Raw genomic sequence first — 24,601 nt, forward strand, 5'->3', positions numbered from 1 at the left:
CCAGGGGCCCGCACGTCACGGCATGCGCGGGAGTTGCAAGGGATCCGCCTCCGGTAACGTCTGGGGCGCATCAGCCGATGCAAGTCTTCTCAGGATAGCTGGCGAGCGCGGAGTGTGCTTACCGCATTGCACAAAATCCTCAGTGCAATGAAAACCAGAAAGTGCGCCTTGTTCAACAACAGTTTGCCGCCACAATGCCGCCACAGCGCCCCACAAAAAATACACAGCATCGTTTATAATCCGCTTCAGCGTATCTGCTTCGGGCTCGCCCGGATTGGATCGCCCCTCAAAGGGGAGTAGCTCCGGGGCCATGCCCTTAGCACAATCGTCATTCCGGGACTGACAGTCTCCGGTTGTGCTGACCGCGCCAAGTACCATCAGCGGTCGAGCAAGACCTTTGCAACCTGGTTTCATGGTTTGCAAAGGCGCCCCCAAGCTCCCACACATCATGTCTCCAGGCCAAACCGGTGCGTACGCACGGCTCTTAGCTATTCGTTGTTCGAGGAGATTTCATGGAATGGTTTACCGATTTGTTCACGATGCAGTTCCTGACGGCACTGCTATCCATCGTCGTCATTGACCTTGTGCTGGCCGGCGACAATGCGATCGTGATCGCCCTGGCGGCGCGCAACCTGCCACCTCACCTGCAGAAGAAGGCCATCATCTGGGGGACTGTCGGCGCGGTCGTGGTCCGTTCGGCCATGACGGTCGGCGTGGTGTGGCTGCTCAAGATCCCTGGCCTGCTGCTGATCGGCGGCGCGGCCCTGGTGTGGATCGCCTACAAGTTGCTGTCCGATGACGGCAATGGCGACGAGCATGGCGCGGGCGCAACCACCCTGGTGGGCGCGATGAAGACGATCATCATCGCCGATGCGGTGATGGGCGTGGACAACGTGCTGGCTGTGGCCGGCGCGGCGCACGGCAGCTTCCTGCTGGTGGTGCTGGGCCTGCTCATCAGCATCCCCATCGTGGTGTGGGGCTCGAGCCTGGTGCTCAAGCTGATGTCGCGCTTCCCCTCGATCATCTTCGTGGGTGCCGGCGTGCTGGCCTTCACGGCAGTCAAGATGATCGTCAGCGAGCCGCTGGTGAAGGAGTTCTTCAACAGCAACGCACTGGCCTACTACGGCTTGTTCGTGGTGGTCGTCGGCGGCGTGCTGGGCGGTGGCTACCTGGTGCAAAAGCGTCGGGCTCCAGCTACGGCCGCGCAGTAATGCGCGACGGCGCCAGCGCCGCCGAGCTAGCTGGAACCTGAAAACGGGTCGCCACGGGTCGCCGAAAGGCGGCCCGTTTTGCTTTGCGATAAAATGCTAAACCTTTAGCAATTTGCTATTCGGTTAGCAGATTGCCTGCCATACGCGCACACCGCTGTCGCGTCACTTTTCCCCAACACCCGCGCCGATGAAACAGTACCTCGACTTCATGCGCCATGTGCAAGAGCATGGCACCGAAAAGGCCGACCGCACCGGCACCGGCACGCGCTCGGTGTTTGGCTACCAGATGCGCTTCGACCTGCGCGAAGGCTTCCCGGTGGTGACCACCAAGAAGCTGCACATGAAGTCGATCATTCACGAACTGCTGTGGTTCCTGAAGGGCTCGACCAACATCCAGTACCTGAAGGACAACGGCGTCAGCATCTGGGACGAATGGGCCGACGCAAACGGCGAGCTCGGGCCGGTCTATGGCTCGCAGTGGCGCGCATGGCCCACGCCGGACGGCCGCCACATCGACCAGATCACCGACCTGATGGCGCAGATCCGCAGCAATCCCGATTCGCGCCGGCTGATCGTATCGGCCTGGAACGTGGGCGAGATCGCGCAGATGAAGCTGCCGCCCTGCCATGCATTCTTCCAGTTCTACGTGGCCGACGGCCGCCTGTCCTGCCAGCTGTACCAGCGCAGCGCCGATATCTTCCTTGGCGTGCCGTTCAATATCGCCAGCTATGCGCTGCTGACGCACATGATCGCGCAGCAGACCGGGCTGGAGGTAGGCGACTTCATCTGGACCGGCGGCGACTGCCACATTTACAGCAACCATGCCGAGCAGGTGGCAACCCAGCTCGCACGCGCACCGAAGGCGTTGCCGCAACTGAAGATCCTGCGCAAGCCGGACAGCATCTTCGACTACAAATACGAGGACTTCGAACTGGTGGGCTACGAATCGCATCCGGCCATCAAGGCACCGGTGGCCGTATGACGTTGCTGACCCTGATCGTGGCGAAAGCCCGCAACGGCGTGATCGGCCGCGACAACACCCTGCCCTGGCGCCTGCCCGAGGACCTGGCGCACTTCAAGCGCACCACCATGGGCGCGCCCATCGTGATGGGCCGCAAGACGTGGGAGTCGATCGGCCGGCCGCTGCCGGGCCGACGCAATATCGTGGTAAGCCGCAACCGCGACCTGCGCATCGAAGGCTGCGACGTGGCGAACTCGCTGGAAGAAGCACAGCGGCTATGCGTGGGGGCCCCGCAGATCTTCCTGATCGGCGGCGCGCAGCTGTATGCCGAGGCCCTGCCCAGCGCAGACCGGCTGGTGGTGACGGAAATCGATGCGGATGTGGAAGGCGACGCGGTGTTTCCGGCCATCGACCCGCAGCAGTGGATCGCGACGCAGCGCGAACGGCATCATTCGGAGGCGAACGGTTTCGACTACGCGTTCGTGACGTACGAGCGCCCGCCCTCGGGCGAGGAATAACGGCCGCCTCAAACGGTAAGTTTCAAGCGACGCTGACGTCGCTGACGTTTTACGCGCGCGGCGGCCTGTCTTCAGGCCGCCGCTGTCGTTTTAGTTGCCGCCGGCGATGGTCATCTGCTCGATCAGGACCGAGCCGGTTTCCTTGGTGCCGCGCACCAGCGCATCGGCGCCAATGGCCACGATCTGCTGGAACATCTCCTTCATGTTGCCGGCGATGGTGATCTCTTCCACCGGGTACTGGATCACGCCGTTCTCGACCCAATAGCCCGACGCGCCGCGCGAGTAATCGCCCGTCACATAGTTCACGCCCTGCCCCATCAGCTCGGTCACCAGCAGGCCGGTGCCCAGCTTGCGCAGCATGCCGGCGAAGTCGTCTGCCGGCGTGGTCAGCTTGCTGGAGAGCGTCAGGTTGTGCGAGCCGCCGGCGTTGCCGGTGGTCGTCATGCCCAGCTTGCGCGCCGAGTACGTGGAGAGGAAATAGCCTTCCACCACGCCGCCGCGCACCACATCGCGCGCGTGGGTCTTCACGCCTTCTTCGTCAAAGGGTGCGCTGCCCATGGCGCCCGGCAGGTGGGGCTGCTCGTGGATATGGATATGCGGCGCAAACACCGCCTTGCCCAATGTGTCGTAGAGGAAGGTCGACTTGCGGTACAGCGCGCCGCCAGACACGGCTTGCACAAACGCGCCGAGCAGACCGGCGGCCAGAGGTGCCTCGAACAGCACCGGGCAGCGGCGCGTCGACAACTGGCGCGCATTCAGGCGGGCCAGCGAGCGCTCGGCGGCATAGCGGCCGATGTCCTCGGGCGCAGCCAGCGCGCCGGGCGCGCGCTTGGACGAGTACCAGTCGTCGCGCTGCATGCCGCTGCCGGTGCCGGCGATCGGCGCGCAGGAAATAAAGTGGCGGGAATACGGGTAGCCGCCCGTGAAGCCGCGCGAAGTGGCCAGCACGAACTGCGAATGCTGGGCCGAGACGCTGGCGCCATCGCTGTTGCGAATGCGCGGCGAGACCGCGAAGGCTGCCGCCTCGGCGCGCCGCGCGAGCTCGATGGCTTGCTCGGCGTCGATATTCCAGGGGTGGAACAGGTCGAGATCCTGCGGGTTGCGCTCGAGCAGCGCTTCTTCGGCCAGGCCGGCGCAATCGTCTTCCGCGGTGAAGCGGGCGATGTTGTAAGCCGCCTCGGCCGTGGCACGCAGGGCCGCCGGCGAGAAATCCGAGGTGCTGGCGTTGCCGCGCCGCTGGCCGATCATGACCGTGACGCCCACTACCTTGTCGCGGTTTTGCTCGATGGTTTCCACCTGGCCCTTGCGCACCGACACCGACAGGCCGCTGCCCTCGGAGATCTCGGTAGCCGCGTCGGTGGCGCCCAGCTCGCGTGCCACCCGCAGCACATCGGCGGCCATCTCGCTGAGCTGGGCCTGGGTATAAGTGAAGTGGGTGGTCTGGTCTGCGGATTGATCCATTGTGGGCGCGGTCATCAAAAGTCCAAACAAGAATCATAGCAAGATAAAATGCCAACCATGACGCGAAACACCCGCCCCTCCCCCCGGAACGCCTCCGGCTTCCCCGACCCGTTCACCCCTGAGCCGGCCGACGACGACGACATGCTCAAGAGCAAGTCGCAGAAAAAGCGCGACATGCTCGCCCTGCAGGACCTGGGCGTGGAACTTGAGGCCCTGCCCAAGGACCGCCTGGCGCGCGTGCCCATGCCTGAAGCGCTGGCCGACGCCATCCGCGACGCGCGGCGCATCACCAACCACGAAGGCAAGCGCCGCCAGATGCAGTATGTCGGCAAGGTCATGCGCAGGCTGGACGATGACGAAGTGGCCGCCATCCAGCGCGTGCTGGAAGGCTTCAAGGGCACCAGCAAGGCCGAGACGGCTAAGCTGCACCTAGTCGAGCGCTGGCGCGAGCTGCTGCTGGCGGACGACGCCGCGCTGACGAAATTCCTGGCCGAGCATCCGGCCAGCGACGTCCAGGCGCTGCGCAACATCATCCGCAACGCGCGCAAAGAGCACGAGATGAACAAGCCGCCGCGCTACTTCCGCGAGTTGTTCCAGGCCGTCAAGACCGCGCTGGAAAGCAAGCAGGCCACAGCCACCGGCGAGCAGGAACCCGAGCCGGAAGCCGGCGAATAACCGGCATATAGCCGACATCCCAAACGCAGCAACCAAGGAAATGGGGACAAGATGATGCAAACCACAACGCCCGCGCTGGTCCATCCCGTTACCCGCAGGCACCCGGACGAACTGCTGGTTGGCTTTGTCTCGATCTCCGACCGTGCCTCGACCGGCACCTACCAGGACGAGGGCATCCCGGCGCTGCGCGACTGGTTCGGGCGCGCCCTGAGCTCACCCTGGCAGGCCGTGGAGCGCCTCATCCCTGACGAACAGGCGTTGATCTCGCGCACGCTGATCGAGCTGGTCGACGTGGCCGGCTGCGATCTGGTGCTGACCACCGGCGGCACCGGCCCGGCGCGCCGCGACGTCACCCCCGAGGCCACGCTGGCGGTAGGCACCAAGGAAATGCCTGGCTTTGGCGAGCAGATGCGCCAGGTCAGCCTGCACTTCGTGCCCACGGCCATCCTGTCGCGGCAGGTGGCGGTGATTCGCGAAACCGCCAGCCGCGCCGCCCTCATCATCAATCTGCCGGGCCAGCCGCGTGCCATCCGTGAAACCTTGGAAGGCCTGCGCGGCGAGGACGGCAAATCCATCGTGCAAGGCATCTTTGCCGCCGTGCCCTACTGCGTCGACCTGATCGGCGGGCCTTACATCGAGACTGACGAAGCCGTGGCCAAGGTGTGGCGCCCCAAGCACGCGATCCGCGCCAAACCCGCCGCGTAAACCTCAGGGGGCAGCCACGCTATCGCAGCCCCAGATACAGCCCCACCGGCACGAACAACACGGCCGCCACATTGCCCAGCAGCACGATCGACGCCACCTGGTCCGGCTCCTGCCGGAAATGATCGGCCACCAGGAAGTTGAGCACGGCCGGCGGCAGCGACGCGAACACGAACAGCAGCCCGCGCTGGAGCTGGGTCAGCGGCACCACCTGCGCCAGCAGCAAGGCGCAGGCGATGCCGGTCAGCGGACAGACCACGGCGCCGATCGCGCCCATGCCCCAGTTGCGCAGGCTCACGTCCTTCATGCGCACGCCGAGCGCGAACAGCATCAGGGGCACGGTGGCGTCGCCCAGCAGCTTGATCGACTGGAACACCGGCTCCGGCAGCGAGAACCACGGCCGCGCCAGCGACAATCCCACCCCCGCCACCGTTGCCAGCACCATCGGATTGCGCGCGATCTGCGTGATCGACGCGTGCCGGTTGACGATCTTCATGCCGATGGTGAAGTGCATCAGGTTGGACGCGGCGAACAGCGCCACCGCGGGCGCCAGCCCGACCGGCCCGAACGCGAACACCGATAGCGGCAAGCCCATGTTGCCGCAATTGTTGAACATCATCGGCGGCACGAAGGTGCGCGGATCCGCCCCCAGCAGCCGCGCGCCAAGCCACGCCAGCAACCCCGAGCCCAGCACCACGGCAACCGCGCAACCCAGCAGCACAAGCTGGTCGGCCAGCACGAATTCCTTGCTGACAAAAGCCGATACCACCAGCAGCGGCGCGATCACATCGAGCGTGGCGCGGTTGATCCCGGACATGTCGGGATGCGCGCGGCGCCCGTAGAGCCAGCCGACCAGGATGATCAGGATGACCGGCGTGATGATCGAGACGATGCGCGCAAGCATGGGCGGGCTGCCGTTAAGCCAAAGCGCCCCGCAGGGCGCCTTGGCAGTGACATGGGAGGAGAAAAAATCAGGCGGCCGGGGTATCCGGCGTTGCGCTCGCCTCGGCCGCGGCTGCAGGTGCCGCTGCCGGTGCCGACTGGCGGATGAAGTGGGTGCGGTAGTAGCGCAGCTCTTCCACGGACTCCAGGATATCGGCCAGCGCGGTGTGCAGCTGGCGCTTGATGAAGCCCTTGTGGATGGCCGGCTCCCAGCGCTTGCACAGTTCCTTGAGCGTGGAGACGTCGAGGTTGCGATAGTGGAAGAACGCCTCCAGCTTGGGCATGTAGCGCGCCATGAAGCGGCGGTCCTGGCAGATCGAGTTGCCGCACATGGGCGACTTGCCGGCCGGCACCCAGCGCTTGAGAAAGGCCAGCAGCTCGACCTCGGCCTGGGCTTCGGTCAGGGTCGAGGCCTTGACCTTGTCGATCAGGCCCGAGCGGCCGTGGGTGCCCTTGTTCCAGTTGTCCATGCCATCGAGCACGGCGTCTTCCTGGTGGATCACCAGCACCGGGCCCTCGGCCAGGATGTTGAGTTCGGAGTCCGTCACGACGATGGCGATCTCGATGATGCGGTCCGTGTCGGGCATCAGGCCGGTCATCTCCATGTCCAGCCAGATCAGGTTGTTTTCGCTCTTGACGGATTTGACGCCGCTGGGGACGTGGGTATTTTGGCTGGTCATCTGGACTGCAATCGAAAGAGAAGCAAAAGGGGGCGCGCCCGCGCTCCGGATCAGGAACACGGGGCAGCAGGCACGAACAACTTATAATTCTCGCATATCCGCCGCCGCAGCCGGTTCCAACGCGCTCGGAAACCCGCTTCGGCGGTCCGGCCGCCACCGCGTACGCCAAGGCTTCACACGACAAGGCTCTGCCCGATGTTCACGTTTCTGTTCCTAGCCGCCCTGATGCTGATGGTGCTGACCAAGCTCTGGCTGGCCGCCCGCCAGGTGCGCCATGTGGCGCGACACCGTCATGCGGTGCCTGCCCGTTTTGCCGACACCATTACGCTGTCGTCCCACCAGAAGGCGGCCGACTACACCATCGCCCGCACCCGGCTGTCGATGCTGGAAGTGCTGGCTGGCGCCGCGCTGCTGATCGTGCTGACCATGCTGGGCGGGCTGCAGTGGATCAACCAGTTCTGGATCGGCACCTTCGGCCCGGGCTACGCCTACAGCGTGGCGCTGATCGCCAGCGTGGCCGTGATCGGGGGCCTGGTCGACCTGCCCTTCTCGCTCTATGGGCAGTTCGGCATCGAGCAGCGCTTTGGCTTCAACCGCATGGGCTGGAAGCTCTACCTGGCCGATATGCTCAAGATGACCGCCGTTGGCTGCGCGCTAGGCCTGCCCCTGCTGCTGGCCGTGCTGTGGCTGATGGCACATATGGGCGAGTACTGGTGGGCGTGGACCTGGCTGACGTGGATCGCCTTCACCATCTTTGTGCAGATGATTGCCCCGTCGGTGATCATGCCGCTGTTCAACCGCTTCGAGCCGCTGGCCAATGCCTCGCTGGAAGCCCGCATCACGCGCCTGCTGCAGAAATGCGGCTTCCGCAGCCGCGGCCTGTTCGTCATGGACGGCAGCAAGCGCAGCGCGCACGGCAATGCCTACTTCACCGGGTTCGGCGCGGCCAAGCGCATCGTTTTCTTCGACACGCTGATGGAGCGCCTTGCCGATGACGAGATCGAAGCGGTACTGGCGCATGAGCTTGGCCACTTCAAGCGGCGCCACATCCTGAAGGGCATGCTGGTCAGCTTCGCGCTGAGCCTGGTCTTCCTCGCCGCGCTGGGCTGGCTTTCCAGCCGCACGTGGTTCTACACCGGGCTGGGCGTGCTGCCCAACCTGGGCACCACCAATCACGCCCTTGCCCTCGTGCTGTTCTTCCTGACCCTGCCGGTTTTCACCTTCCTGCTTGGCCCCCTGGCCAGCCTGACCTCGCGCCGCCATGAATTCGAGGCGGATGCGTTTGCGGCCGGCCAGACCGATGCCGGCCACCTGGTCTCTGCCCTCGTCAAGCTCTACAAGGACAATGCCTCTACCTTGACCCCCGACCCGATCTACAGCGCCTTCTACTACTCGCACCCACCGGCAGCACAGCGGATCGACCGCCTGCTGGCGCACGCATGAGCCGCGCCGCCAGCCGGGGAGGCCCGCAGCGCGCCCCAAGCCCTGCCAAAGCCAATGCCAATGGCGCCGCCGCCGAGGAGGCGCTGATCGTCGCCGCGCACGGCCGCCACTATGTGATCGAGCTGGACGACGGCAGCCGCCTGCACGGTTTCCCGCGCGGCAAGCGCAGCGAATGCGCGGTCGGCGACCGCGTCACCATCGAGCGCGCCGCGTCCGACCAGTGCGTGATCACCGGCTTCAAGCCGCGCAAGAACCTGCTGCATCGCTCGGACCAGTTCAAGTCCAAGCTGCTGGCCGCCAATATCGACCAGGTAGTGATCGTGCTGGCGACCGAGCCGGGCTTCTCGGAAGACCTGCTGGGCCGCGCGCTGGTGTCCGCCGAAGCACTGGGCATCCGCCCGCTGATCATCCTCAACAAGATCGACCTGACCGAGCGGCTGGACGAAGCGCGCGGCCGCCTGGCGCTGTACCGCGGGCTTGGCTACGAGACGCTGTTCCTGTCGGTGCACGGATCGCCGGACGATACGCTGGCGCAGTTGCGCCCGCAGCTGGCGCACCGCGCCAGCATCCTGATCGGCCAGTCGGGCATGGGCAAGTCCTCCCTGCTGAACCTGCTGATCCCGGGCGTGGAAGCGCAAACGCGGGAAATCTCCGCCAAGCTGGATTCGGGCAAGCACACCACCACCTTCACCCGCCTCTACCACCTGCCCGCCAGCGTGGATGGCGAGGCCGATGGCGTGGATAGCGCGGATGGCGCAGATCCTCAAGCGCGCCAGCGTGGCTGCCTGATCGATTCGCCGGGTTTCCAGGAGTTCGGCCTGCACCACCTGAGCGAAGGCATGCTGGAGCGCGCATTCCCCGAATTCCGCCCACGCCTGACCGAGTGCCGCTTCTACAATTGCCACCACATCAACGAGCCCGGCTGCGGTGTGCTGGCGTCGATGAAGGCCGGCGAGATCTCCGGCCGGCGCCACCAGCTCTACACGCAGCTGCTGCACGAATCCCGCCAGCAAAAGCCGTGGTAAGGTAATCGGGCGCGCCGCCTGCGGGCAAACGGGCATGCGGCGCACCCGATCCCGATGAAACTACTGCTCTCGACCCCTTCCCTCGTCCATGCCGCGCACTGCCAGAACGTGCTGGAAGCCGCCGGCATCCGCGCCGACCTGCGCAATACATGGCTGGCTGGCGCCATGGGCGACATCCCGTTTCGCGAAAGCGCGCCCCAGGTCTGGCTGATCGACGATGAACGGGAGGCCGAGGCCTGGGAGGTATTGCACGCCGCCGCCAATCCGGCGCCGGGGCCGCGATGGGCCTGCGTGTCCTGCGGGGAATGGCACGATGCGCAGTTCGGCTCGTGCTGGCAATGCGGCGCGCCGCGGCAACCCTGAAAGCAAAGCGCCCGCGGCAAGCGCGGGCGTCGATGTCAACGGTCAACGGGTACAGCGGGGTTGGCTCAGCCCACCCAGAGCGCCAGCGACAACATCGCCAGCAGCAGCATCCACAGCACGACGGCACGCCACACCAGGCCGATGGCCGATTGCAGCGTACGCACGTTGGGTTCCACCCCGAACTCCGGCGCGACCGCCTCGGGCTCGCTATCGTCTTCCATGCCCGGTGCATAGTCCACCGCCGGGCCGGCCAGGCTGGTGCGCAGCACCACGGCAGTACTCTCTTCGGCCAGCGGCACCCCCAGGCGCACGCCAAGCGCGCCGCCGCCGCTGGCAAGCAGGATGCCGTTGACGGCATCGTTCCACTTGCGCGCATGGTTGCGCCACGCATAGACCGCATCCTCGAAATTGCCGACGATGGCAAAGCCSACCGMGGTCAGCCGCGARGGAATCCAGTCCAGCAGRTARAAGGCACGCGCGGCAAAGCGGCCCAGCGCGGGGCTGCGCTCCGTGGACGGGATATTCCAGTGGCGCGCGAGGTACTCGGCGATGCGGTACAAGACCACGCCGCCCGGGCCGATCGGCACCAGGAACCAGAAAAACACCCCGAACACGTGCCGGTGCACTGCCACGATGGCGGCTTCCAGGGTGTGCCGGACGATTTCCGTGACCGGCATTTCGATGGTTTCGAGACCGGTCCACTGGTGCAGCAGCGCGCGGGCGCGCGGCAGGTCATCGCGGTTGAGCGCCTCGTGGATATCGGTGAAGAAGTGGCTGAACTGCCGGAAACCCAGGGTGAGGTAGAGCAGCAGGACATTCCACGCCAGCGTGAGCGCCACGCTGATGGAGGCCAGCAGGTAGTGCACCACCATGGCGGTCAGCGTGAGCGGCAGCACCACCGTGAACCAGGCCAGCGCGGTATCGCGCGGGCGCCCGGTGTCAAAGGCATGCTCGGCGCGCTCGGCAAGAACGCGCACGATGTCGTAGATCGGATTGTTGCGGCCCAGGGCGCGGAACTGCTCGGCGATCAGCGCGAGGAGAACGGATACAAATGTCATCTCTGGTCTGGGTGTCGATGGCCAGGGCGCATCAGGCGGCGTGTGTGCCGGGCTGATCGCTTATCTATAGCGAGACGATAGCATACGGCAAACCCGCCCAGACAAAGCACCGCAGCCCGCCGGCAAAGCGGGCGGGCTGCGGGCTGCCGAGGCAACGCCTCAGGGCAGGTCAAACAACAGCACTTCAGCACCATCGCCGTGCGCCAGGGTCACGGCCTCGGCGCCTTCCAGCTGTGCGGCATCGCCCGCTTCCAGCGCCTTGCCATTGACGGTGACACGGCCACGCGCCACATGCACATAGGCCTTGCGCCCGGGTGCCAGCGCCAGCGTGGCCGACTCGTCTGCGTCGAACAAGCCGGCATACAGGCGCATGTCCTGATGGATCACCACCGAGCCCTCGGCACCGTCGCGGCTGCCCACCAGGCGCAGCCGGCCGCGCTTGTCGGCCGCCGGAAAGTGCTTCTCCTCGTAGCCGGGCTCAAGGTCGGACTTCTCCGGCAGGATCCAGATCTGCAGGAAGTGCGTGGTGTCGTGTGCGGCGTGGTTGTACTCCGAGTGCCGCACGCCGGTGCCCGCGCTCATGCGCTGCACGTCGCCGGGGCGGATCACGCTGCCGTTGCCCATGCTGTCCTTGTGGGCCAGCTCGCCTTCCAGCACATAGCTGATGATTTCCATGTCGCGGTGGCCATGGGTGCCAAAACCCATGCCCGGCGCTACACGGTCTTCGTTGATGACGCGCAGCGGCCCGAACTGCACGTGCTTGGGATCGTAGTAGTCCGCGAAGGAAAACGTATGGTACGACTTGAGCCAGCCATGATCGGCATAACCACGTTCACCCGCCTTTCTGATTTCAATCATTTTGACGGCCCTCCTTCAGGCCACATCGGCGCAGGAGCTGGGTTAATCCTAGTCCTGGCCTTGCGCAACGTTTCGATGCTAGGCAGTTTAGGGTGGCAGGCGTATATTTGGCGGACCGATCTTAGAAGCATTCATTCAGAAATTCTGAACATGGCACTCTCTCTCGAATCCCTGGAAGTTCTTGACGCCATCGAGCGCAAGGGCAGCTTCGCAGCCGCCGCGCACGAGATGGGCAAAGTGCCCTCCGCGCTCACCTATGTGGTGCGCAAGCTGGAGGAAGACCTGGACGTGCTGCTATTTGACCGACGCCGCCACCGCGCCGAGCTCACGCCCGCCGGGCGCGCCTTGCTGGACGAAGGCCGCCACCTGCTGCACGCCGCCGACGACCTGGCCCGCCGCGTCAAGCGGCTGGCCACCGGCTGGGAAGCCACCCTGACCATCGTGGTCGACGACCTGATCAATTTCCGCGCCCTGCTGCCGGTCATCCAGGACTTCTATGCCGAGAACGATGCCACCCGGCTGCGCTTTGCCAAGGAAGTGCTGGGTGGCGCGTGGGATGCGCTGGTCAGCAGCCGCGCCGACCTGGTGATCGGCGGCGCCTACGATGCGCCGAGCACCCAGGGCTTCCAGGTGCGCCCGCTGGGTTCCATGCCCTTTGTCTTCGCGGTGGCCGCGCATCATCCGCTGGCGACCGAGCCCGGCCCGCTGACCACCCTGCAGATCGCCAAGCACCGCATCGTGGCCGTGGGCGATACCTCGCGCAACCTGCCAGCCCGCACCCATGGCGTGCTCGCCGGGCAGGACGTGCTGGTGGTGCCCACCATGCGCGACAAGCTCGAAGCCCAGATCCGCGGCCTGGGCTGCGGCTGGCTGCCGGCGCCCATGGCGCAGCCCTTTATCGAAAGCGGCGTACTGCAGGCACGCGAGACCCTGGAGGTACGCGCCCCCGGCAATTTCAAGGTCGCCTGGCGCACCAGCACGCGCGGCAAGGCGCTGCAATGGTGGGCCAACAAGCTGGACGACCCGCGCCTGGCGCAAGCCCTGCTCCAGCAGCAGCCGGGCCAGCCTGAGTAAGCGCCGGACTAAGCACCAGACCCATCGCCGGACCCATCATCGCCTAACACCTGCTTTCGCCATGTCTACCCACCCGAGCCTGGCGCCCAGCTACCGGGGCCGCTTTGCGCCCTCCCCCACCGGCCCGTTGCACATGGGCTCGCTGGTCACCGCGCTGGCCAGCTGGCTCGACGCACGCGCCCATCTTGGCAGCTGGCTGGTGCGCATCGAGGACATCGACTATCCGCGCTGCGTGCGCGGCGCGGACCAGCAGATCCTGCGCGCCCTGGCGCGGCTCGGCCTGCATCCGGACGAGCCGCCGCAATGGCAGAGCCGGCGCGAAGCGCTATACGCCGAGGCGCTGCGCCAGCTCGATGCCGACCACCGGACTTATCCCTGCGGATGCTCGCGCAAGGAAATCGCCGACTCGCTGCTGCATGCGCGCGAGCGCCACCAGACGCTCGGGTATCCCGGCACCTGCCGCGACGGCCTGCATGGCAAGCTGCCCCGCGCCTGGCGGGTGCGGGTGCCAGACGGCGACGCCGCGCTGATCTGCTTCGACGACCGCTGGCAAGGCCGGCAATGCCAGGACCTCGCGACCGAGCTCGGCGACTTCGTGCTGCGCCGTGCCGATGGCTTGTGGGCCTACCAGCTGGCGGTAGTGGTCGACGATGGGCACCAGGGCATCACGCATATCGTGCGTGGCGCCGACCTGCTCGACTCCACACCGCGGCAGATCCACCTGCAGCATCTGCTGGGGCTGCCCACGCCGTCGTACCTGCATGTGCCGGTGGTGACCAACGCGCTGGGCGAGAAGCTCAGCAAGCAAAGCGGCGCGCAGGCCATCGACGACCTCGATCCGCTGGCGGCGCTGCGCACGGCCGGCGCGCACCTGGGGCTGACGAGCGCGGCGCAATCGGTGGAGAGCTGGCTGAGCGATGCCACTGCCGGCTGGGCGGCCTTGCTGGAACGCCTGCCCGCCCAGGCGCACGGCGAAGCGGCGACGCACCCCTGAATGGCATGAGGCCCAAAACAAGAGAGGCGCCCGAAGGCGCCTCTCTTGTTGACTGCGGCGGCAGCGATCCGCTACGCGCGGTGCCGCGCCGTGGCGCTCAGGACTTGCGCGGCACGCCGCCAAGCAGCGCCGCCAGCTGCCGCTTGGGCGCCGGACGGCCGCGGCCAAAGGCGGCGGCATTGTTGTCCGTCACGTCAGGCTGCGCGGCGATCGCCGCGGCGCTCGGCTCGTAAGGACGCGAGAAGAAGGAATCGTCGGACGGGCGGAACGCATTGCGCGAGCTGGCCGGATCGTTGCGGCGCGCACGCGGCTCCTCGCCATCGCCATTGGCGCGCGGGCGGCGCACTTCAGTGCGGGCACGGCGGCGGTCGTTCTCGTCAGCGCGGGCGCCGGCGCCGGTGGGGTCGAAGCCGTCCAGCGCGGTACGCGGCAGGCTGCGCTTGAGCAGCTTCTCGATATCGACCAGCAGGCGCTCATCGGCCGGCACGTAGATCGACAGGGCATCGCCACTGGCGCCGGCACGGCCGGTACGGCCGATGCGGTGGATGTAGTCTTCGGCGCTGAACGGCAGGTCGAAGTTGATCACGCAGGGCATGTCGGGAATGTCGAGGCCGCGCGCCGCCACGTCGGTGGCGACCAGCGCATCGATATTGCCTTGCTTGAAGCCATCCAGCGTCTGCATGCGCTCGGTCTGGGTCTTGTCGCCATGGATGGCGGCGGCGTTGATGCCTTCGCGCTCCAGGTGGCGCGCCAGGCGCGAGCAGCCGATCTTGCTGTTGACGAAGACGATGCACTGGCGCGACAGGCCTTCGGCGGCGCGCTTCTTCAGCAGGTGCACCACGGCGGCCTGCTTGTGGCCGTCTTCGACCTGGAACACGGTCTGGCGCACGTTCTCGTTGGCCGAGTTGCTGCGCGCCACTTCGATGGTGACCGGCTGGCGCAGGTAGCTGGCGGCCAGCCGCTTGATTTCGTTCGAGAAGGTGGCCGAGAACAGCAGCGTCTGGCGCTGTGCCGGCAGCAGGTTGATGATGCGCTGCAGGTCGGGCAGGAAACCCATGTCGAGCATGCGGTCGGCCTCGTCCAGCACCAGCATCTGCACTTGCGACAGGTTCACCGATTTTTGCTGCACGTGGTCGAGCAGCCGGCCCGGGGTTGCCACCAGGATTTCCACGCCGCGGCGCAGCGCCTCGGTTTGCGGGTTCATGTCCACGCCGCCGAACACCACCGTGCTGCGCAGGTCCGTGAAGCGCGCGTACCTGGCCACGTTGTCGTAGACCTGGTCGGCCAGTTCGCGGGTGGGGGTGAGCATCAGGGCGCGCACCGGATGGCGGGCCGGCGAGGCGCTGGCGCTGGCCAGCGGCAAGAGGCGCTGGATGATCGGCAGCGCGAAGCCGGCGGTCTTGCCGGTGCCGGTCTGGGCCGCGCCCATCACGTCCTTGCCCAGCAGCACCACGGGAATCGCCTGCTCCTGGATGGGAGTGGGCTTGGTGTAGCCCTGCTCGGACAGCGCGCGCTGGATGCGCGCATCCAGCCCGAAGCTGTCGAAGGTGATCTCGGGGGTGGTCTGGTCAGTGGTCGTAGTCGTCATGGTTTCCGTGTCTTGCAGGAGGCGAACCCGGCGCCAACGGACACGCGTCTTGAACCGAGCGGGGGAGATCTGCGCATGGATTTAAGGGCCGGCCGCGTGGGGCGCGATGTGCTGCCGCACGCCACTGCAAGCCGTCGTCTGTCCGTGCCTCTGCGGGCAATTCCGCCGCGCGATCAATAGCTCATGTAAATCAAAGACTTAGATTGTAGCATTAGCGGCCCATTTAAGGGTAGTGCGGGTGTGGCGGCTACGCCAGTTTCGGCGTCGCGGATTTCAACTTTATGTCACCGGGCGCGTGGTCGCCGTGTTGCGGTTAAGTCGCGGCTCCTGGCCGCCCTTACCCGGCAAGTGAGCCCTGCTCGATGCTGCGCAAGCGCGCGAGCTGGAGGCGCGCCTCACCGCACGTGCCATGCGCATGCCGCCGGGCCCGCTGCGCCCGGGGGTCATCCAACGCGCTCTGGCCTACGACCCCGCCGAACTGGACGCCGGCATCCCATAAGTGTTAGAAATAACAAAATCAATCAATAGTGTCCGGAAACCCACCTAGAATCCCGACTTTTTGTGTTGCGCCATCGCCGCCCAGGCGGCGTCTTATCGATTTACCGAGGAAACACACCATGACGACAGAAGGCCTGGGTAACCGTGTGAAACGACTGCTGACCGCCAATGTGCACGCACTGGTCAGCTCGCTGGAGGCGCGCGCGCCGCAAGCCGTGCTCGAGCAGTACCTGCGCGAGTTTGACGAGGTGATCGCGCAGGCGCGGGTCGGGCTAGGCCAGCACGAGGCCGCCAAGCACCAGGCCGCCAAGGCCATCGCGCGGCTCAACAACGAGATCGAGCGGCTCGACGAACAAGTCACGGTGGCGCTGCACCACGGCGACGACGCCGCGGCGCGCGCGGGCACCGAGCGCCAGATCGACCTCGAGGACCAGCTCGGCAAGCTCAACGGCAGCCTGCAGGAAGCCGTTGAAAAATCCGAGGCGGCCGAAGCCGACCTGCTTGGCCTGCGCGCCAAGCGCGCAGAGATGGAGCAGGCGCTGGCCGGCATGGTGGCCGCACGCGCAGCCGCCGAGCGCGCGGGCGCCAGCGTTGGCGCCGCGCCAGGCACCAGCGCCGGCGTGCGTGCCGAACAACTCGAGCAAGGCTTCAACCGCGCCATGACCGGCGCCACCGGCGTGGCCGGGCTCGGCGTCGGCAGCTCCGGCGCCGATGCCTCCTTGCTCAAGCGGCTGGAAACACTACACAAGGAACAGCGCATCAACGAACGCCTCGAGCGCCTGAAGGCCGCACGCGGCGCGGCGCGCTCCTGAGCGGCGCACACCAAACACCGGCTCCGCCGATCCCGACCGCTTCAGCACGATAAGAAAAGCCGAAATGAATCAGCTGTTATTGCCGGGCAATGCCCCGTTCGTGGTGGCGATTGGCTTGATGGTAGTCATCGGCGTGCTGGAGGCGCTGGCCCTGCTGCTTGGCCTCGCCCTGTCGCAGCAGGCCAACAGCTTCCTGGTCACGCATTTCGCGCTGGACCACACCGACGCCAGCGCGGCCGATGCTAGCGCCATCGGCCAGTTTCTCGGCTGGCTGCACGTGGGCCGCGTGCCGCTGCTGATGCTGGTGGTGCTGTTCCTGATGGGCTTCGCCATCGTCGGCCTGATCCTCCAATGGGTGATCGCTGCCGTGGCCGGCCACCTGCTGCCCGTGCCGCTCGCGGTGGTGCTCGCCACGCTGGGCGCCCTGCCCTTCGTGCGCACCACCGGCGGCCTGGTGGGTCGCTATTTTCCGCAGGATGAATCCTCCGCCATCTCCGAGCTCGACTTCGTCGGGCGCGTTGCCCAGGTCACGCTCGGCGAGGCCTCGGCCGGCAATCCGGCGCAAGCGCGCCTGGTCGATGAATACGGCCAGGCCCACTACCTGCGCGTCGAGCCGGATGAGCCAGGCCAGCGTTTTCCGCGCGGCGAAACCGTACTGATCGTCGCGCGCATCTCCGGCACCTTGTATCGCGCCATCGTCAACCCGCGGCCCGACCTGCTGTAGGCCACACGCGGACGCAAGCCGTCCGCGGTATTTTTTCCAAGTTCCAAGGGAGCATCAGAACCAATATGGATTCCATCATCTTCTGGGGTGTCATCGGCCTGGCCGGCGTACTCGGCCTGTGCATCATCGGCATGATCTTCTCGCGCCTGTACACGCGCGCATCGGCCGAGCGCGCCTTCGTGCGTACCGGGCTGGGCGGGCAAAAGGTGATCATGAGCGGCGGCGCCATCGTGCTGCCGGTGTTCCATGAAATCATCCCGATCAACATGAACACGCTCAAGCTGGAGGTCAGCCGCGCCTCACGCGACAGCCTGATCACCAAGGACCGCATGCGCGTGGATGTGGTGGTGGCGTTCTTCGTGCGCGTCAAACCCACCGTGGAAGGCGTGTCCACCGCCGCGCAAACGCTGGGCCAGCGCACGCTGGCGCCGGAGAGCCTGCGCGCGCTGGTGGACGACAAGTTCGTCGACGCGCTGCGCTCCACCGCGGCGCAGATGAGCATGCAGGACCTGCAGGATGCGCGCGAGCAGTTCGTGCAGGGCGTGCAGAACACCGTGGCCGAAGACCTGACCAAGAACGGGCTGGAACTGGAGAGCGTGTCGCTCACCAACTTCAACCAGACCTCGAAGGAGTTCTTCGACCCCAACAACGCCTTCGATGCCGAGGGCCTGACCAAGCTCACGCAGGAAACCGAGCGCCGCCGCAAGGAACGCAACGAAGTCGAGCAGGACACCGAGGTCTCCGTGCGCGAGAAGAACCGCGACGCGCTGGCCAAGAAGCTGGMGATCGAGCAGCAGGAATCGTTCATGAAGCTCGAGCAGGAACAGCAGGTGAAGACTCGCACCGCCGAGCAGAACGCGCGCATCGCGTCCTACGAGGCCGAGCGCAAGCAGGAGGCCGAGCAAAGCCGCATCACCGCCGAGCGCCAGGTGCAGGAGTCCGAGATCCAGCGCGAGCAGGCCGTGCGCACGCGCAAGGTAGAAGCCGAGCGCGACGTGCGGGTCAAGGAAATCGAGCAGCAGCGCGTCACCCAGATGGCGGCCATCGAGCAGGCCAAGGTGACGGAAATCGCCGAGCAGGAAAAGGCCATCGTGATCGCCGCCAAATCGGAAGCGCAATCGCAGGCGCAGGGGCGGGCCAACGAGGCGCTGGCTGAAGCGGTCAAGGCCGAGCAGATGGTGGAAACCACGCGGCGCACGGCGGAAGCCGACCGGGCCAAGCAGGTGGCCCTGATCGAGGCCGCGCAAGAGGCCGAGACCCAGGCGGTGCACGTCACCACGCAGGCGCGCGCCGAGCGCGAGGCCGCGCAGATGCAGGCCACCGCCATCGTCGAACTGGCCGAGGCCGCACGCAAGAAGGGCCTGGCCGAAGCCGAGGCGCAGCGCGCGCTCAACGACGCCATCAACGCGCTGTCGTCGGACCAGACCAGCCTGAAGTTCAAGCTGGCGCTGCTGCAGGCGCTGCCGGGCGTGATCCAGCAGAGCGTGGAGCCGATGAAGGCGATCGACGGCATCAAGATCATCCAGGTCGACGGCCTCAACCGCGGCGGCGCGGCGCCAACCGGCGGCGCAGGCAACGGTGGCGGCAATGGAAATGGCAACGGCAATCTCGCCGAGCAGGCGATGTCCGCCGCGCTGTCCTACCGCGCGCATGCGCCGCTGATCGATTCGTTGCTCAAGGAAGTGGGCTTGGCCGGCGGCTCGCTGCAGGGCCTGGTTCCCAGCCTCGCGGCTGCGCAAGCAGCATCGCACACGGACGACGCGCAGGTCTTGCCGCTGAAGCACGCCAGCCATGCCGCCAACGCGCCGGAGATCGAACCGGATAGCAACGCCAGCAGCTGACGGCTGGCTGACCGGCGAATAGGCTAACAGCCTAAGAGACTTACCGGCTAAGCGGGGGGCCGCATGCATTCACTGCATGCGCCCCTTTTTCCATTGCGGCTTAATCCAGTTTCCCGCCCGACTTGCCCGCCTCGTAGCCACCCAAAGCGGCGCAAAAAAGAAAAAGGGCCGGACACCACGTGTGTCCGGCCCTTCTCTACTACCGGTCCAATCCTGGCCGGCAACGTTCAATGGTACCGGCCAGACTCAGTCGCTCTTGATGCCGTTGTCCTGGATCACCTTGCCCCACTTCTTGTAGTCGTTGCGCATGCGCGATGCCAGTTGTTCAGGCGGCTGGTAGGCAGCGACCGTGCCCGCGCCGAGCATCTTTTCCTGCACCACGGGATCGGCCAGCGCCGCCTTCAGTTCGGCCGACAACCTGGCGATCACATCCTTGGGCGTGCCGGCGGGGGCCAGCAGGCCGCCCCAGGCGGTGGCCTCGAAACCGGGGAAGCCCTGCTCCGCCACCGTCTTCACATCGGGCGTGAAGCTCACGCGCTTGGCCGAGCCCACGGCGATGGGACGCAGCTTGCCAGCCTTGATGTGCGGCAGCGCCGCGATCATGTCGGAGAACATCATCGGCACCTGGCCGGCCAGCAGATCGGAGATCGCCGGCGCGCTGCCTTTGTAGGGCACGTGCTGCACGTCGAAATGCCCGGTGCTCTTGAGTAGTTCGGTGGACAGATGGCCAAAGCTGCCATTGCCGGCGCTGGTGTAGTTGAGCGCGCCGGGCTTGGCCTTGGCGCGGGCGATGTATTGCTGCAGGTCGGTCACGTCGGGCATGGCCTGCGGGTTGACCACCATGACGATGGGCAGGTCGTAGGCCGAACCGATCGGCGTGAAATCCTTGAAGATGTCATAGCCTTTGCGGCTGATCAGGTGCGGCGCCAGCAGCGTGGGCGTGGCCAGCACCATCAGCGTGTAGCCATCCGGCGCGCTCTTGGCGACGGCTTCCGCGCCGATCGTGCCGGAAGCGCCCGGGCGGTTGTCCACCACCACCGTCTGCTTGAGCGCTTCGCCCATCTTCTGGCCGATGATGCGCGCGGCGGTATCGGTCGGGCCGCCCGGCGGGAACGGCACCACCAGGCGGATGGGCTTGGACGGATAGGCTTGGGCGAAGGCCTGCGGCGCGCACAGCGGCAGCGAAACGCCCAGGATGGCCGCACCCAGGCGGCGCGAGAACATACGACGGCTTGTCTTCTGCATGATGAGTATGAAACGTAATCCAGCAATGACGCGTGCCGGCTTGACAGCCCGCGCGCGCGTCGGCGATCCAGCAAAACTAACGGGAAAGACAGGACAAAGCTTCGATGGCCTCCTCCATGACCGGTCATGGCCGGTCGTTTGTTATCGGGCAGCTGAGCAGCAGCGGCTCAGCGCTTCAGAGCATCAGCGGACCTGAGCGGAACAATCGCGCATCCATGGTGCGCAGGTCGGGCGCCACGGTGACCGCGGTGGCGCACTGGTCCAGCACATCGCGCTGCAGGTCGATGCCCGGCGCGATCTCGATCAGGGTCAGGTGCTCCGCGCCGATGGCGTCGGGGCGCATCTCAAAGACCGCACGCTCGGTGATGTAGAGCACGGGGATGCCGAGCGAGGCCACATAAGGGCCGTTGAAACTCAGGTGCGAGACCTGCGGCACGATCTTTTTCACGCGGCCTTCGCGCGCGATGCGCAGGGCGCCGTTCTCGGCGCGTACCTCCAGGCCACCGGCGGTGAGCGTGCCGACGAAGACCACGGCCTTGGCGCTCTGCGTGATGTTGATAAAGCCACCGACGCCGGCGATCAGCGCTTCGGCGCCTTCGCCAAACTTGCTGACGTTGACATTGCCGTGCCCGTCCAGCTCGGCCAGCCCGAGGATGGCGAGATCGATGCCGCCGCCCTCATAGAAATCGAACTGTGCCGGCTGGTCGACGATCGCTTCCGGATAGGCAGACGCACCAAAGCTGAGGCCATCCGCGGGCGTGCCGCCGATCGGGCCGGCCTCCACCGTGAGCGTGAAGCCGTCAACGCCGGCCTCCACCGCCAGCATGCCGACCGCGGCGGGCATGCCGACCCCGAGGTTGACCACCCGCGGCTGCCTGCGCGCCAGCTCCAGCACCGCGCGCCGCTGCACGATGGTGCGGGCATCAAGCACGGGGGGCACGGGGGACCCCTCTGGCGCAGGTGCGCTGGTGACGTTGACAGTGCTGGCAGCTTCCCCTTGCCACGGCGTCACGTAGGCCGGATTGAACTGCTCCGCGAACGTCATCTGGTGATGCGCCGGGTTCTCGCTCACCACCACGTAGTCGACCAGGATGCCGGGCACGTGGATGGCCTGCAGGTTGTCGTGGTGATCCACCAGCGACTCCACCTGCGCGATCACGATGCCGCCGGAGTTGTGCGCCGCCTGCGCCATCGCCAGCAGTTCGTGGTGAAAGGCCTCGCGGTGCGTGCTCAGGTTGCCGCGCGCATCGGCGGCGGTGCAGCGGATCAGCGCGCAGTGGATCGGGAAGCTCGGATAGAACAGGTATTCGTCACCGCGAAATTCGACCGCCTCGACCCAGTTCGCGCGGCCCTCGGCAATCGCCGCCTGCGCGCTGCGGTTGATGGCGCCACCGTGGTAGCGGCTGTCCTGCGCGGTGCGCGGATCCACGAACGTGTGCAGGCCGATCTTGGTCAGCACGCCGGGCTTGCCGCCGGCGATGGCACGGTACAGGTGGGTCAGCACGCCCTGCGGCAGGTTGTAGCCCTCGCACGCCTCGGCCATGGCAAGCGAGGCCAGGCGCGTGGCGGAGCGCCAGTGCCCGCCCACGATGCGCCCGGTCATGCCCGCATTGCCGAAGTGGTTCACCCCGCGCGCGCCGCGGTCGCCCTGCCCCGCCGAATACACCAGCGTCAGGTCGCGCGGCATGCCGGCGTCCAGGAAACGGCGCTCGAGCGCGTCCGTTACCGCCTCGGCATGGCCGGCGCCCACGAAACCGGCGCTGGCCACGGTCCACCGGGATTGCACTAGCGCTGCCGCTTGCTGCGCGCTGATGACCTTCATGGCTGTCTCCATCGTGTTCTTCTTGGCGCGGCGTGCTGCCTGCACGCACTGCGCCGGACCGCACTCCGCACTACGCATTCCGCGAACATTTGTTCGCAAAACACCTATCATACGTAGTCATGCCGGCATCGCGCAAGTGCGTTCAGCGCACTAAAATCACCCTATTTCCGTCTCCTCACGCTATGAACAGCCCTGAAACGCCCCTGGCCAACCCGCAGAAAAAGGAMGAGCTGCTCGATTCGCTSACCAAKGGSCTGGCGCTGCTGCGCCTGTTCGCCTCCGGCGCGGGGAGCCTCACCATGCAGGACGTGGCGGAACAGCTCGACGTGACCCGCGCCGCGGCGCGGCGGCTGCTGCTGACCCTGCAGCACAACGGCTACGTCGCGCAGGACGGCCGGGACTTTTCCATCACCCCGCGCGTGATGGACCTGGGCTACGCGTACTTTGCATCGATGAACCTGCCGCAACTGGCCGCGCCCTATCTCAAGGCGCTCTCCGAGCAGACGGGGGAAACCTGCTCGCTGGGCGTGCTGGACGGAGAATCGGTAGCGCTGGTGGCGCGCGAAGAGCCGCCGCAGATCCTGCGCGTCGACATGGGCGTGGGGCGGCGCATGCCGGCCTACGCCCACTCGCTCGGCCGCGTGCTGCTGGCCGGCCTGGACGACAAGGCGCTCGAGGCTTACCTTGCCACCGCGCAGCTGCGCAAGCTCACCCCGTTCACGGTCAGCTCGCGCACGGCGCTGGCGCGCACGCTCAAGCAAGTGCGCGGCGACGGCTACTGCACGCTGATCAGCGAACTGGTGGACGGCTTCGCCGGCATCTCGGTGCCGGTGCGCGCCGAGTCCGGCAAGGTGGTGGCGGGACTCGGCTTCAGCATGGTGCTGGGCAGCCGGGATGCGGCACACCTGGAGCAGCACTACCTGCCGGCGCTCAAGCACGCCGCGGGGGAGCTTGAGGCGCTGCTGCGCCGGCGTTGAGGGCATCGGCGTCCAGGCGGCGCATCAGCAATGCACAACCAGGGCTGGACGCCTAGAATGGGAAACGGGTCAAGGCCGGCACGCACCGCACTTGAAAGCATCACCGCATGACTATCAGACCGCTCGACTGGGCGCGTGACGGCGCCGGCATCCTCAAGCTCGACACCACCTACGAGACCGATCGCATCTATGCGGTCAAAAGCGGCCCGCTGGGCATCTGGCTCGTGGAGCAGGTGCTGGGCCAGCCCGTGCTCAACCACTACGACCCATCCGGCTTCGAGCAGGATTGCGCCAAGGCCGACCACGCGCTGGTGTTCGAAAGCGCAAGCGGCGGCATCGGCGGCTTTGCCGCCGTCAGGCTCGAAGCCTGGAACCGGTCCGCGCTGCTGAGCGCCATCTTCGTCGCGCCCGCGTTCCGCGGCACCGGCATCGGCCGCGTGCTGCTGGGGGAAATCAACCGCCTGCTGCTAGCAACGCCGGCCCGCTGCCTGCGCGCCGAAACGCAAAACACCAACTACCCGGCCATCGGCTTTTACCGCGCGCTGGGATTCTCGCTGTGCGGGCTGGACTGGGACCTCTACGACCCCGACACCGCCGGCACCGAGACCGCGCTGATCTTCACGCGGCCGGTGGTGCGCAAGTCTGGCTAGCCATCCGCTAGCCAGCCCCCTCCTGCGCATGGCAAAAGCCGATCCACGCATGCAGCACGCCGGCATGCGCGAAAGAGCCGACGCCGAACACCACGGCAATCGCCGCGCTCCACGGCGCCGTCGCCACCACGGGCGCGGCCGCGTCAACCGTGCCCGCCATCGGCGCCACCATCTCCGGCAGCACGCCCGTGCCCCAGCCCAGGACCAGGAACATGGCGCAGCCCGCCGACATGCCGGCGCACGAATACCGCAGCGCCAGTGCCGCGCGCCCGGTGAAGGCGGCATGCCGGTGCAGGTGGTTGATGCGCAGGATCGCCACGGCATTGGCTGCCGCCACGATCCCCATCAGCGACGGCCAGAAGAACGGATGATCGCTGCGCGCGTCCTGCATCAGCAGCACGCCAATGGTGAGGAAGGTAGGCGCAGCCAATGTCGCCACGCTCCATGACAACACTTGCCACGCCCACCATGGATGGCGC

General features: G+C 66.5%; 24 protein-coding genes. 15 read left to right on the forward strand and 9 right to left on the reverse strand.

Going from position 1 to position 24,601, the window contains the following annotated elements:
* Positions 1-512 precede the first annotated feature (512 nt).
* From AC1DQR_RS02535 to AC1DQR_RS02545, 3 genes are all read left to right on the forward strand, one after another.
* Positions 513-1,211, forward strand: coding sequence for a TerC family protein (locus AC1DQR_RS02535; protein ID WP_183036309.1), 699 nt, complete (start codon positions 513-515; stop codon positions 1,209-1,211).
* A gap of 187 nt (positions 1,212-1,398) precedes the next feature.
* Positions 1,399-2,193, forward strand: coding sequence for a thymidylate synthase (locus AC1DQR_RS02540; RefSeq protein WP_477132471.1), 795 nt, complete (start codon positions 1,399-1,401; stop codon positions 2,191-2,193).
* Entirely contained in the window at positions 2,190-2,690 is a 501-nt protein-coding gene (locus AC1DQR_RS02545) for a dihydrofolate reductase (RefSeq protein ID WP_174427374.1), read from the forward strand. Before AC1DQR_RS02540 ends, AC1DQR_RS02545 begins: the two co-directional genes overlap by 4 nt.
* Before the next feature lie 90 nt (positions 2,691-2,780).
* Here AC1DQR_RS02545 and pmbA read toward each other — a convergent pair whose 3' ends face one another.
* Complete coding sequence (gene pmbA, locus AC1DQR_RS02550) at positions 2,781-4,151, reverse strand: metalloprotease PmbA (protein WP_477132472.1); 1,371 nt, start codon at positions 4,149-4,151, stop codon at positions 2,781-2,783.
* 57 nt (positions 4,152-4,208) lie between these two features.
* Here pmbA and yjgA point away from each other — a divergent pair, with 57 nt between their 5' ends.
* Positions 4,209-4,826 (forward strand): ribosome biogenesis factor YjgA, encoded by a 618-nt coding sequence (gene yjgA / locus AC1DQR_RS02555; protein ID WP_416049263.1) that lies wholly within the window; start codon positions 4,209-4,211, stop codon positions 4,824-4,826.
* Positions 4,827-4,877: 51 nt separating this feature from the next.
* A complete protein-coding gene (mog, locus tag AC1DQR_RS02560; protein ID WP_253931791.1) occupies positions 4,878-5,531 on the forward strand; it encodes a molybdopterin adenylyltransferase in 654 nt (217 codons plus the stop codon).
* Between the two features lie 19 nt (positions 5,532-5,550).
* Here the strand turns inward: mog and AC1DQR_RS02565 are convergent, their stop codons facing one another.
* Positions 5,551-6,432 carry an AEC family transporter gene (locus AC1DQR_RS02565; protein ID WP_416049264.1) on the reverse strand — a complete coding sequence of 294 codons (882 nt, stop codon included), beginning with the start codon at positions 6,430-6,432 and terminating at the stop codon, positions 5,551-5,553.
* 67 nt (positions 6,433-6,499) lie between these two features.
* Positions 6,500-7,150, reverse strand: a complete 651-nt coding sequence (gene orn, locus AC1DQR_RS02570; protein WP_043348190.1) for an oligoribonuclease — start codon at positions 7,148-7,150, stop codon at positions 6,500-6,502.
* A gap of 195 nt (positions 7,151-7,345) precedes the next feature.
* Between orn and AC1DQR_RS02575 the strand changes: the two genes are divergently transcribed.
* The 3 genes from AC1DQR_RS02575 to AC1DQR_RS02585 are packed head-to-tail and all read left to right on the forward strand — an operon-like array spanning position 7,346 to position 9,981.
* A complete protein-coding gene (locus AC1DQR_RS02575; protein WP_416049265.1) occupies positions 7,346-8,593 on the forward strand; it encodes a M48 family metallopeptidase in 1,248 nt (415 codons plus the stop codon).
* The gene (rsgA, locus tag AC1DQR_RS02580; protein WP_416049266.1) at positions 8,590-9,618 is read left to right on the forward strand and encodes a ribosome small subunit-dependent GTPase A; all 1,029 of its coding nucleotides are present in this window, start codon (positions 8,590-8,592) and stop codon (positions 9,616-9,618) included. The genes AC1DQR_RS02575 and rsgA overlap by 4 nt, the downstream gene beginning before the upstream one ends.
* Before the next feature lie 54 nt (positions 9,619-9,672).
* On the forward strand, positions 9,673-9,981 hold the full coding sequence (locus AC1DQR_RS02585) for a putative signal transducing protein (RefSeq protein ID WP_150990815.1): 309 nt from the start codon (positions 9,673-9,675) through the stop codon (positions 9,979-9,981).
* 65 nt (positions 9,982-10,046) lie between these two features.
* On the opposite strand, the gene AC1DQR_RS02590 is transcribed toward AC1DQR_RS02585, so the two are convergent.
* The gene (locus tag AC1DQR_RS02590) at positions 10,047-11,039 is read right to left on the reverse strand and encodes a CobD/CbiB family protein (RefSeq protein ID WP_477132473.1); all 993 of its coding nucleotides are present in this window, start codon (positions 11,037-11,039) and stop codon (positions 10,047-10,049) included.
* Between the two features lie 159 nt (positions 11,040-11,198).
* Complete coding sequence (locus tag AC1DQR_RS02595) at positions 11,199-11,897, reverse strand: pirin family protein (RefSeq protein WP_477132474.1); 699 nt, start codon at positions 11,895-11,897, stop codon at positions 11,199-11,201.
* A gap of 150 nt (positions 11,898-12,047) precedes the next feature.
* Here AC1DQR_RS02595 and AC1DQR_RS02600 point away from each other — a divergent pair, with 150 nt between their 5' ends.
* A complete protein-coding gene (locus AC1DQR_RS02600) occupies positions 12,048-12,971 on the forward strand; it encodes a LysR family transcriptional regulator (RefSeq protein ID WP_416049269.1) in 924 nt (307 codons plus the stop codon).
* Positions 12,972-13,032: 61 nt separating this feature from the next.
* Positions 13,033-13,965 (forward strand): tRNA glutamyl-Q(34) synthetase GluQRS, encoded by a 933-nt coding sequence (gluQRS, locus tag AC1DQR_RS02605; RefSeq protein WP_416049270.1) that lies wholly within the window; start codon positions 13,033-13,035, stop codon positions 13,963-13,965.
* A gap of 97 nt (positions 13,966-14,062) precedes the next feature.
* Here gluQRS and AC1DQR_RS02610 read toward each other — a convergent pair whose 3' ends face one another.
* Positions 14,063-15,553, reverse strand: coding sequence for a DEAD/DEAH box helicase (locus AC1DQR_RS02610; RefSeq protein ID WP_416049271.1), 1,491 nt, complete (start codon positions 15,551-15,553; stop codon positions 14,063-14,065).
* Between the two features lie 617 nt (positions 15,554-16,170).
* Here AC1DQR_RS02610 and AC1DQR_RS02615 point away from each other — a divergent pair.
* The 3 genes from AC1DQR_RS02615 to AC1DQR_RS02625 all read left to right on the forward strand — a co-directional run bounded on the left by AC1DQR_RS02615 (position 16,171) and on the right by AC1DQR_RS02625 (position 19,428).
* A complete protein-coding gene (locus AC1DQR_RS02615) occupies positions 16,171-16,863 on the forward strand; it encodes a PspA/IM30 family protein (protein WP_416049272.1) in 693 nt (230 codons plus the stop codon).
* Between the two features lie 64 nt (positions 16,864-16,927).
* Complete coding sequence (locus AC1DQR_RS02620; RefSeq protein WP_477132475.1) at positions 16,928-17,587, forward strand: OB-fold-containig protein; 660 nt, start codon at positions 16,928-16,930, stop codon at positions 17,585-17,587.
* Between the two features lie 65 nt (positions 17,588-17,652).
* Positions 17,653-19,428, forward strand: a complete 1,776-nt coding sequence (locus AC1DQR_RS02625; RefSeq protein ID WP_477132476.1) for a flotillin family protein — start codon at positions 17,653-17,655, stop codon at positions 19,426-19,428.
* 246 nt (positions 19,429-19,674) lie between these two features.
* Here the strand turns inward: AC1DQR_RS02625 and AC1DQR_RS02630 are convergent, their stop codons facing one another.
* Positions 19,675-20,673, reverse strand: a complete 999-nt coding sequence (locus AC1DQR_RS02630; RefSeq protein WP_416049275.1) for a Bug family tripartite tricarboxylate transporter substrate binding protein — start codon at positions 20,671-20,673, stop codon at positions 19,675-19,677.
* 175 nt (positions 20,674-20,848) lie between these two features.
* Positions 20,849-22,495 (reverse strand): acyl CoA:acetate/3-ketoacid CoA transferase, encoded by a 1,647-nt coding sequence (locus tag AC1DQR_RS02635; RefSeq protein ID WP_416049276.1) that lies wholly within the window; start codon positions 22,493-22,495, stop codon positions 20,849-20,851.
* Positions 22,496-22,677: 182 nt separating this feature from the next.
* On the opposite strand from AC1DQR_RS02635, the gene AC1DQR_RS02640 reads away from it, so the two are divergent.
* Both AC1DQR_RS02640 and AC1DQR_RS02645 read left to right on the forward strand, forming a co-directional pair.
* On the forward strand, positions 22,678-23,472 hold the full coding sequence (locus AC1DQR_RS02640) for an IclR family transcriptional regulator domain-containing protein (RefSeq protein WP_477132477.1): 795 nt from the start codon (positions 22,678-22,680) through the stop codon (positions 23,470-23,472).
* A 107-nt stretch (positions 23,473-23,579) separates the two neighbouring features.
* Positions 23,580-24,122: a GNAT family N-acetyltransferase gene (locus AC1DQR_RS02645; protein WP_416049278.1), complete on the forward strand. Its 543-nt coding sequence runs from the start codon at positions 23,580-23,582 to the stop codon at positions 24,120-24,122.
* A gap of 7 nt (positions 24,123-24,129) precedes the next feature.
* Here the strand turns inward: AC1DQR_RS02645 and AC1DQR_RS02650 are convergent, their stop codons facing one another.
* Positions 24,130-24,552: a hypothetical protein gene (locus AC1DQR_RS02650; protein ID WP_416049279.1), complete on the reverse strand. Its 423-nt coding sequence runs from the start codon at positions 24,550-24,552 to the stop codon at positions 24,130-24,132.
* Positions 24,553-24,601: the final 49 nt, after the last annotated feature.

The organism is Cupriavidus sp. 05L411, assembly GCF_056398045.1.

Excerpts from the sequence above, each read along its gene's own strand:
- AC1DQR_RS02585 (WP_150990815.1), top strand. The coding sequence starts at position 9,673 with ATGAAACTACTGCTCTCGACCCCTTCCCTCGTCCATGCCGCGCACTGC.
- AC1DQR_RS02600 (WP_416049269.1), top strand. The coding sequence starts at position 12,048 with ATGGCACTCTCTCTCGAATCCCTGGAAGTTCTTGACGCCATCGAGCGC.
- orn (WP_043348190.1), bottom strand. The coding sequence starts at position 7,150 with ATGACCAGCCAAAATACCCACGTCCCCAGCGGCGTCAAATCCGTCAAG.
- AC1DQR_RS02630 (WP_416049275.1), bottom strand. The coding sequence starts at position 20,673 with ATGCAGAAGACAAGCCGTCGTATGTTCTCGCGCCGCCTGGGTGCGGCC.
- pmbA (WP_477132472.1), bottom strand. The coding sequence starts at position 4,151 with ATGGATCAATCCGCAGACCAGACCACCCACTTCACTTATACCCAGGCC.
- AC1DQR_RS02595 (WP_477132474.1), bottom strand. The coding sequence starts at position 11,897 with ATGATTGAAATCAGAAAGGCGGGTGAACGTGGTTATGCCGATCATGGC.
- AC1DQR_RS02610 (WP_416049271.1), bottom strand. The coding sequence starts at position 15,553 with ATGACGACTACGACCACTGACCAGACCACCCCCGAGATCACCTTCGAC.
- AC1DQR_RS02645 (WP_416049278.1), top strand. The coding sequence starts at position 23,580 with ATGACTATCAGACCGCTCGACTGGGCGCGTGACGGCGCCGGCATCCTC.
- rsgA (WP_416049266.1), top strand. The coding sequence starts at position 8,590 with ATGAGCCGCGCCGCCAGCCGGGGAGGCCCGCAGCGCGCCCCAAGCCCT.
- AC1DQR_RS02535 (WP_183036309.1), top strand. The coding sequence starts at position 513 with ATGGAATGGTTTACCGATTTGTTCACGATGCAGTTCCTGACGGCACTG.
- AC1DQR_RS02615 (WP_416049272.1), top strand. The coding sequence starts at position 16,171 with ATGACGACAGAAGGCCTGGGTAACCGTGTGAAACGACTGCTGACCGCC.
- AC1DQR_RS02540 (WP_477132471.1), top strand. The coding sequence starts at position 1,399 with ATGAAACAGTACCTCGACTTCATGCGCCATGTGCAAGAGCATGGCACC.
- AC1DQR_RS02620 (WP_477132475.1), top strand. The coding sequence starts at position 16,928 with ATGAATCAGCTGTTATTGCCGGGCAATGCCCCGTTCGTGGTGGCGATT.
- mog (WP_253931791.1), top strand. The coding sequence starts at position 4,878 with ATGATGCAAACCACAACGCCCGCGCTGGTCCATCCCGTTACCCGCAGG.
- yjgA (WP_416049263.1), top strand. The coding sequence starts at position 4,209 with ATGACGCGAAACACCCGCCCCTCCCCCCGGAACGCCTCCGGCTTCCCC.
- AC1DQR_RS02575 (WP_416049265.1), top strand. The coding sequence starts at position 7,346 with ATGTTCACGTTTCTGTTCCTAGCCGCCCTGATGCTGATGGTGCTGACC.
- AC1DQR_RS02635 (WP_416049276.1), bottom strand. The coding sequence starts at position 22,495 with ATGAAGGTCATCAGCGCGCAGCAAGCGGCAGCGCTAGTGCAATCCCGG.
- gluQRS (WP_416049270.1), top strand. The coding sequence starts at position 13,033 with ATGTCTACCCACCCGAGCCTGGCGCCCAGCTACCGGGGCCGCTTTGCG.
- AC1DQR_RS02565 (WP_416049264.1), bottom strand. The coding sequence starts at position 6,432 with ATGCTTGCGCGCATCGTCTCGATCATCACGCCGGTCATCCTGATCATC.
- AC1DQR_RS02545 (WP_174427374.1), top strand. The coding sequence starts at position 2,190 with ATGACGTTGCTGACCCTGATCGTGGCGAAAGCCCGCAACGGCGTGATC.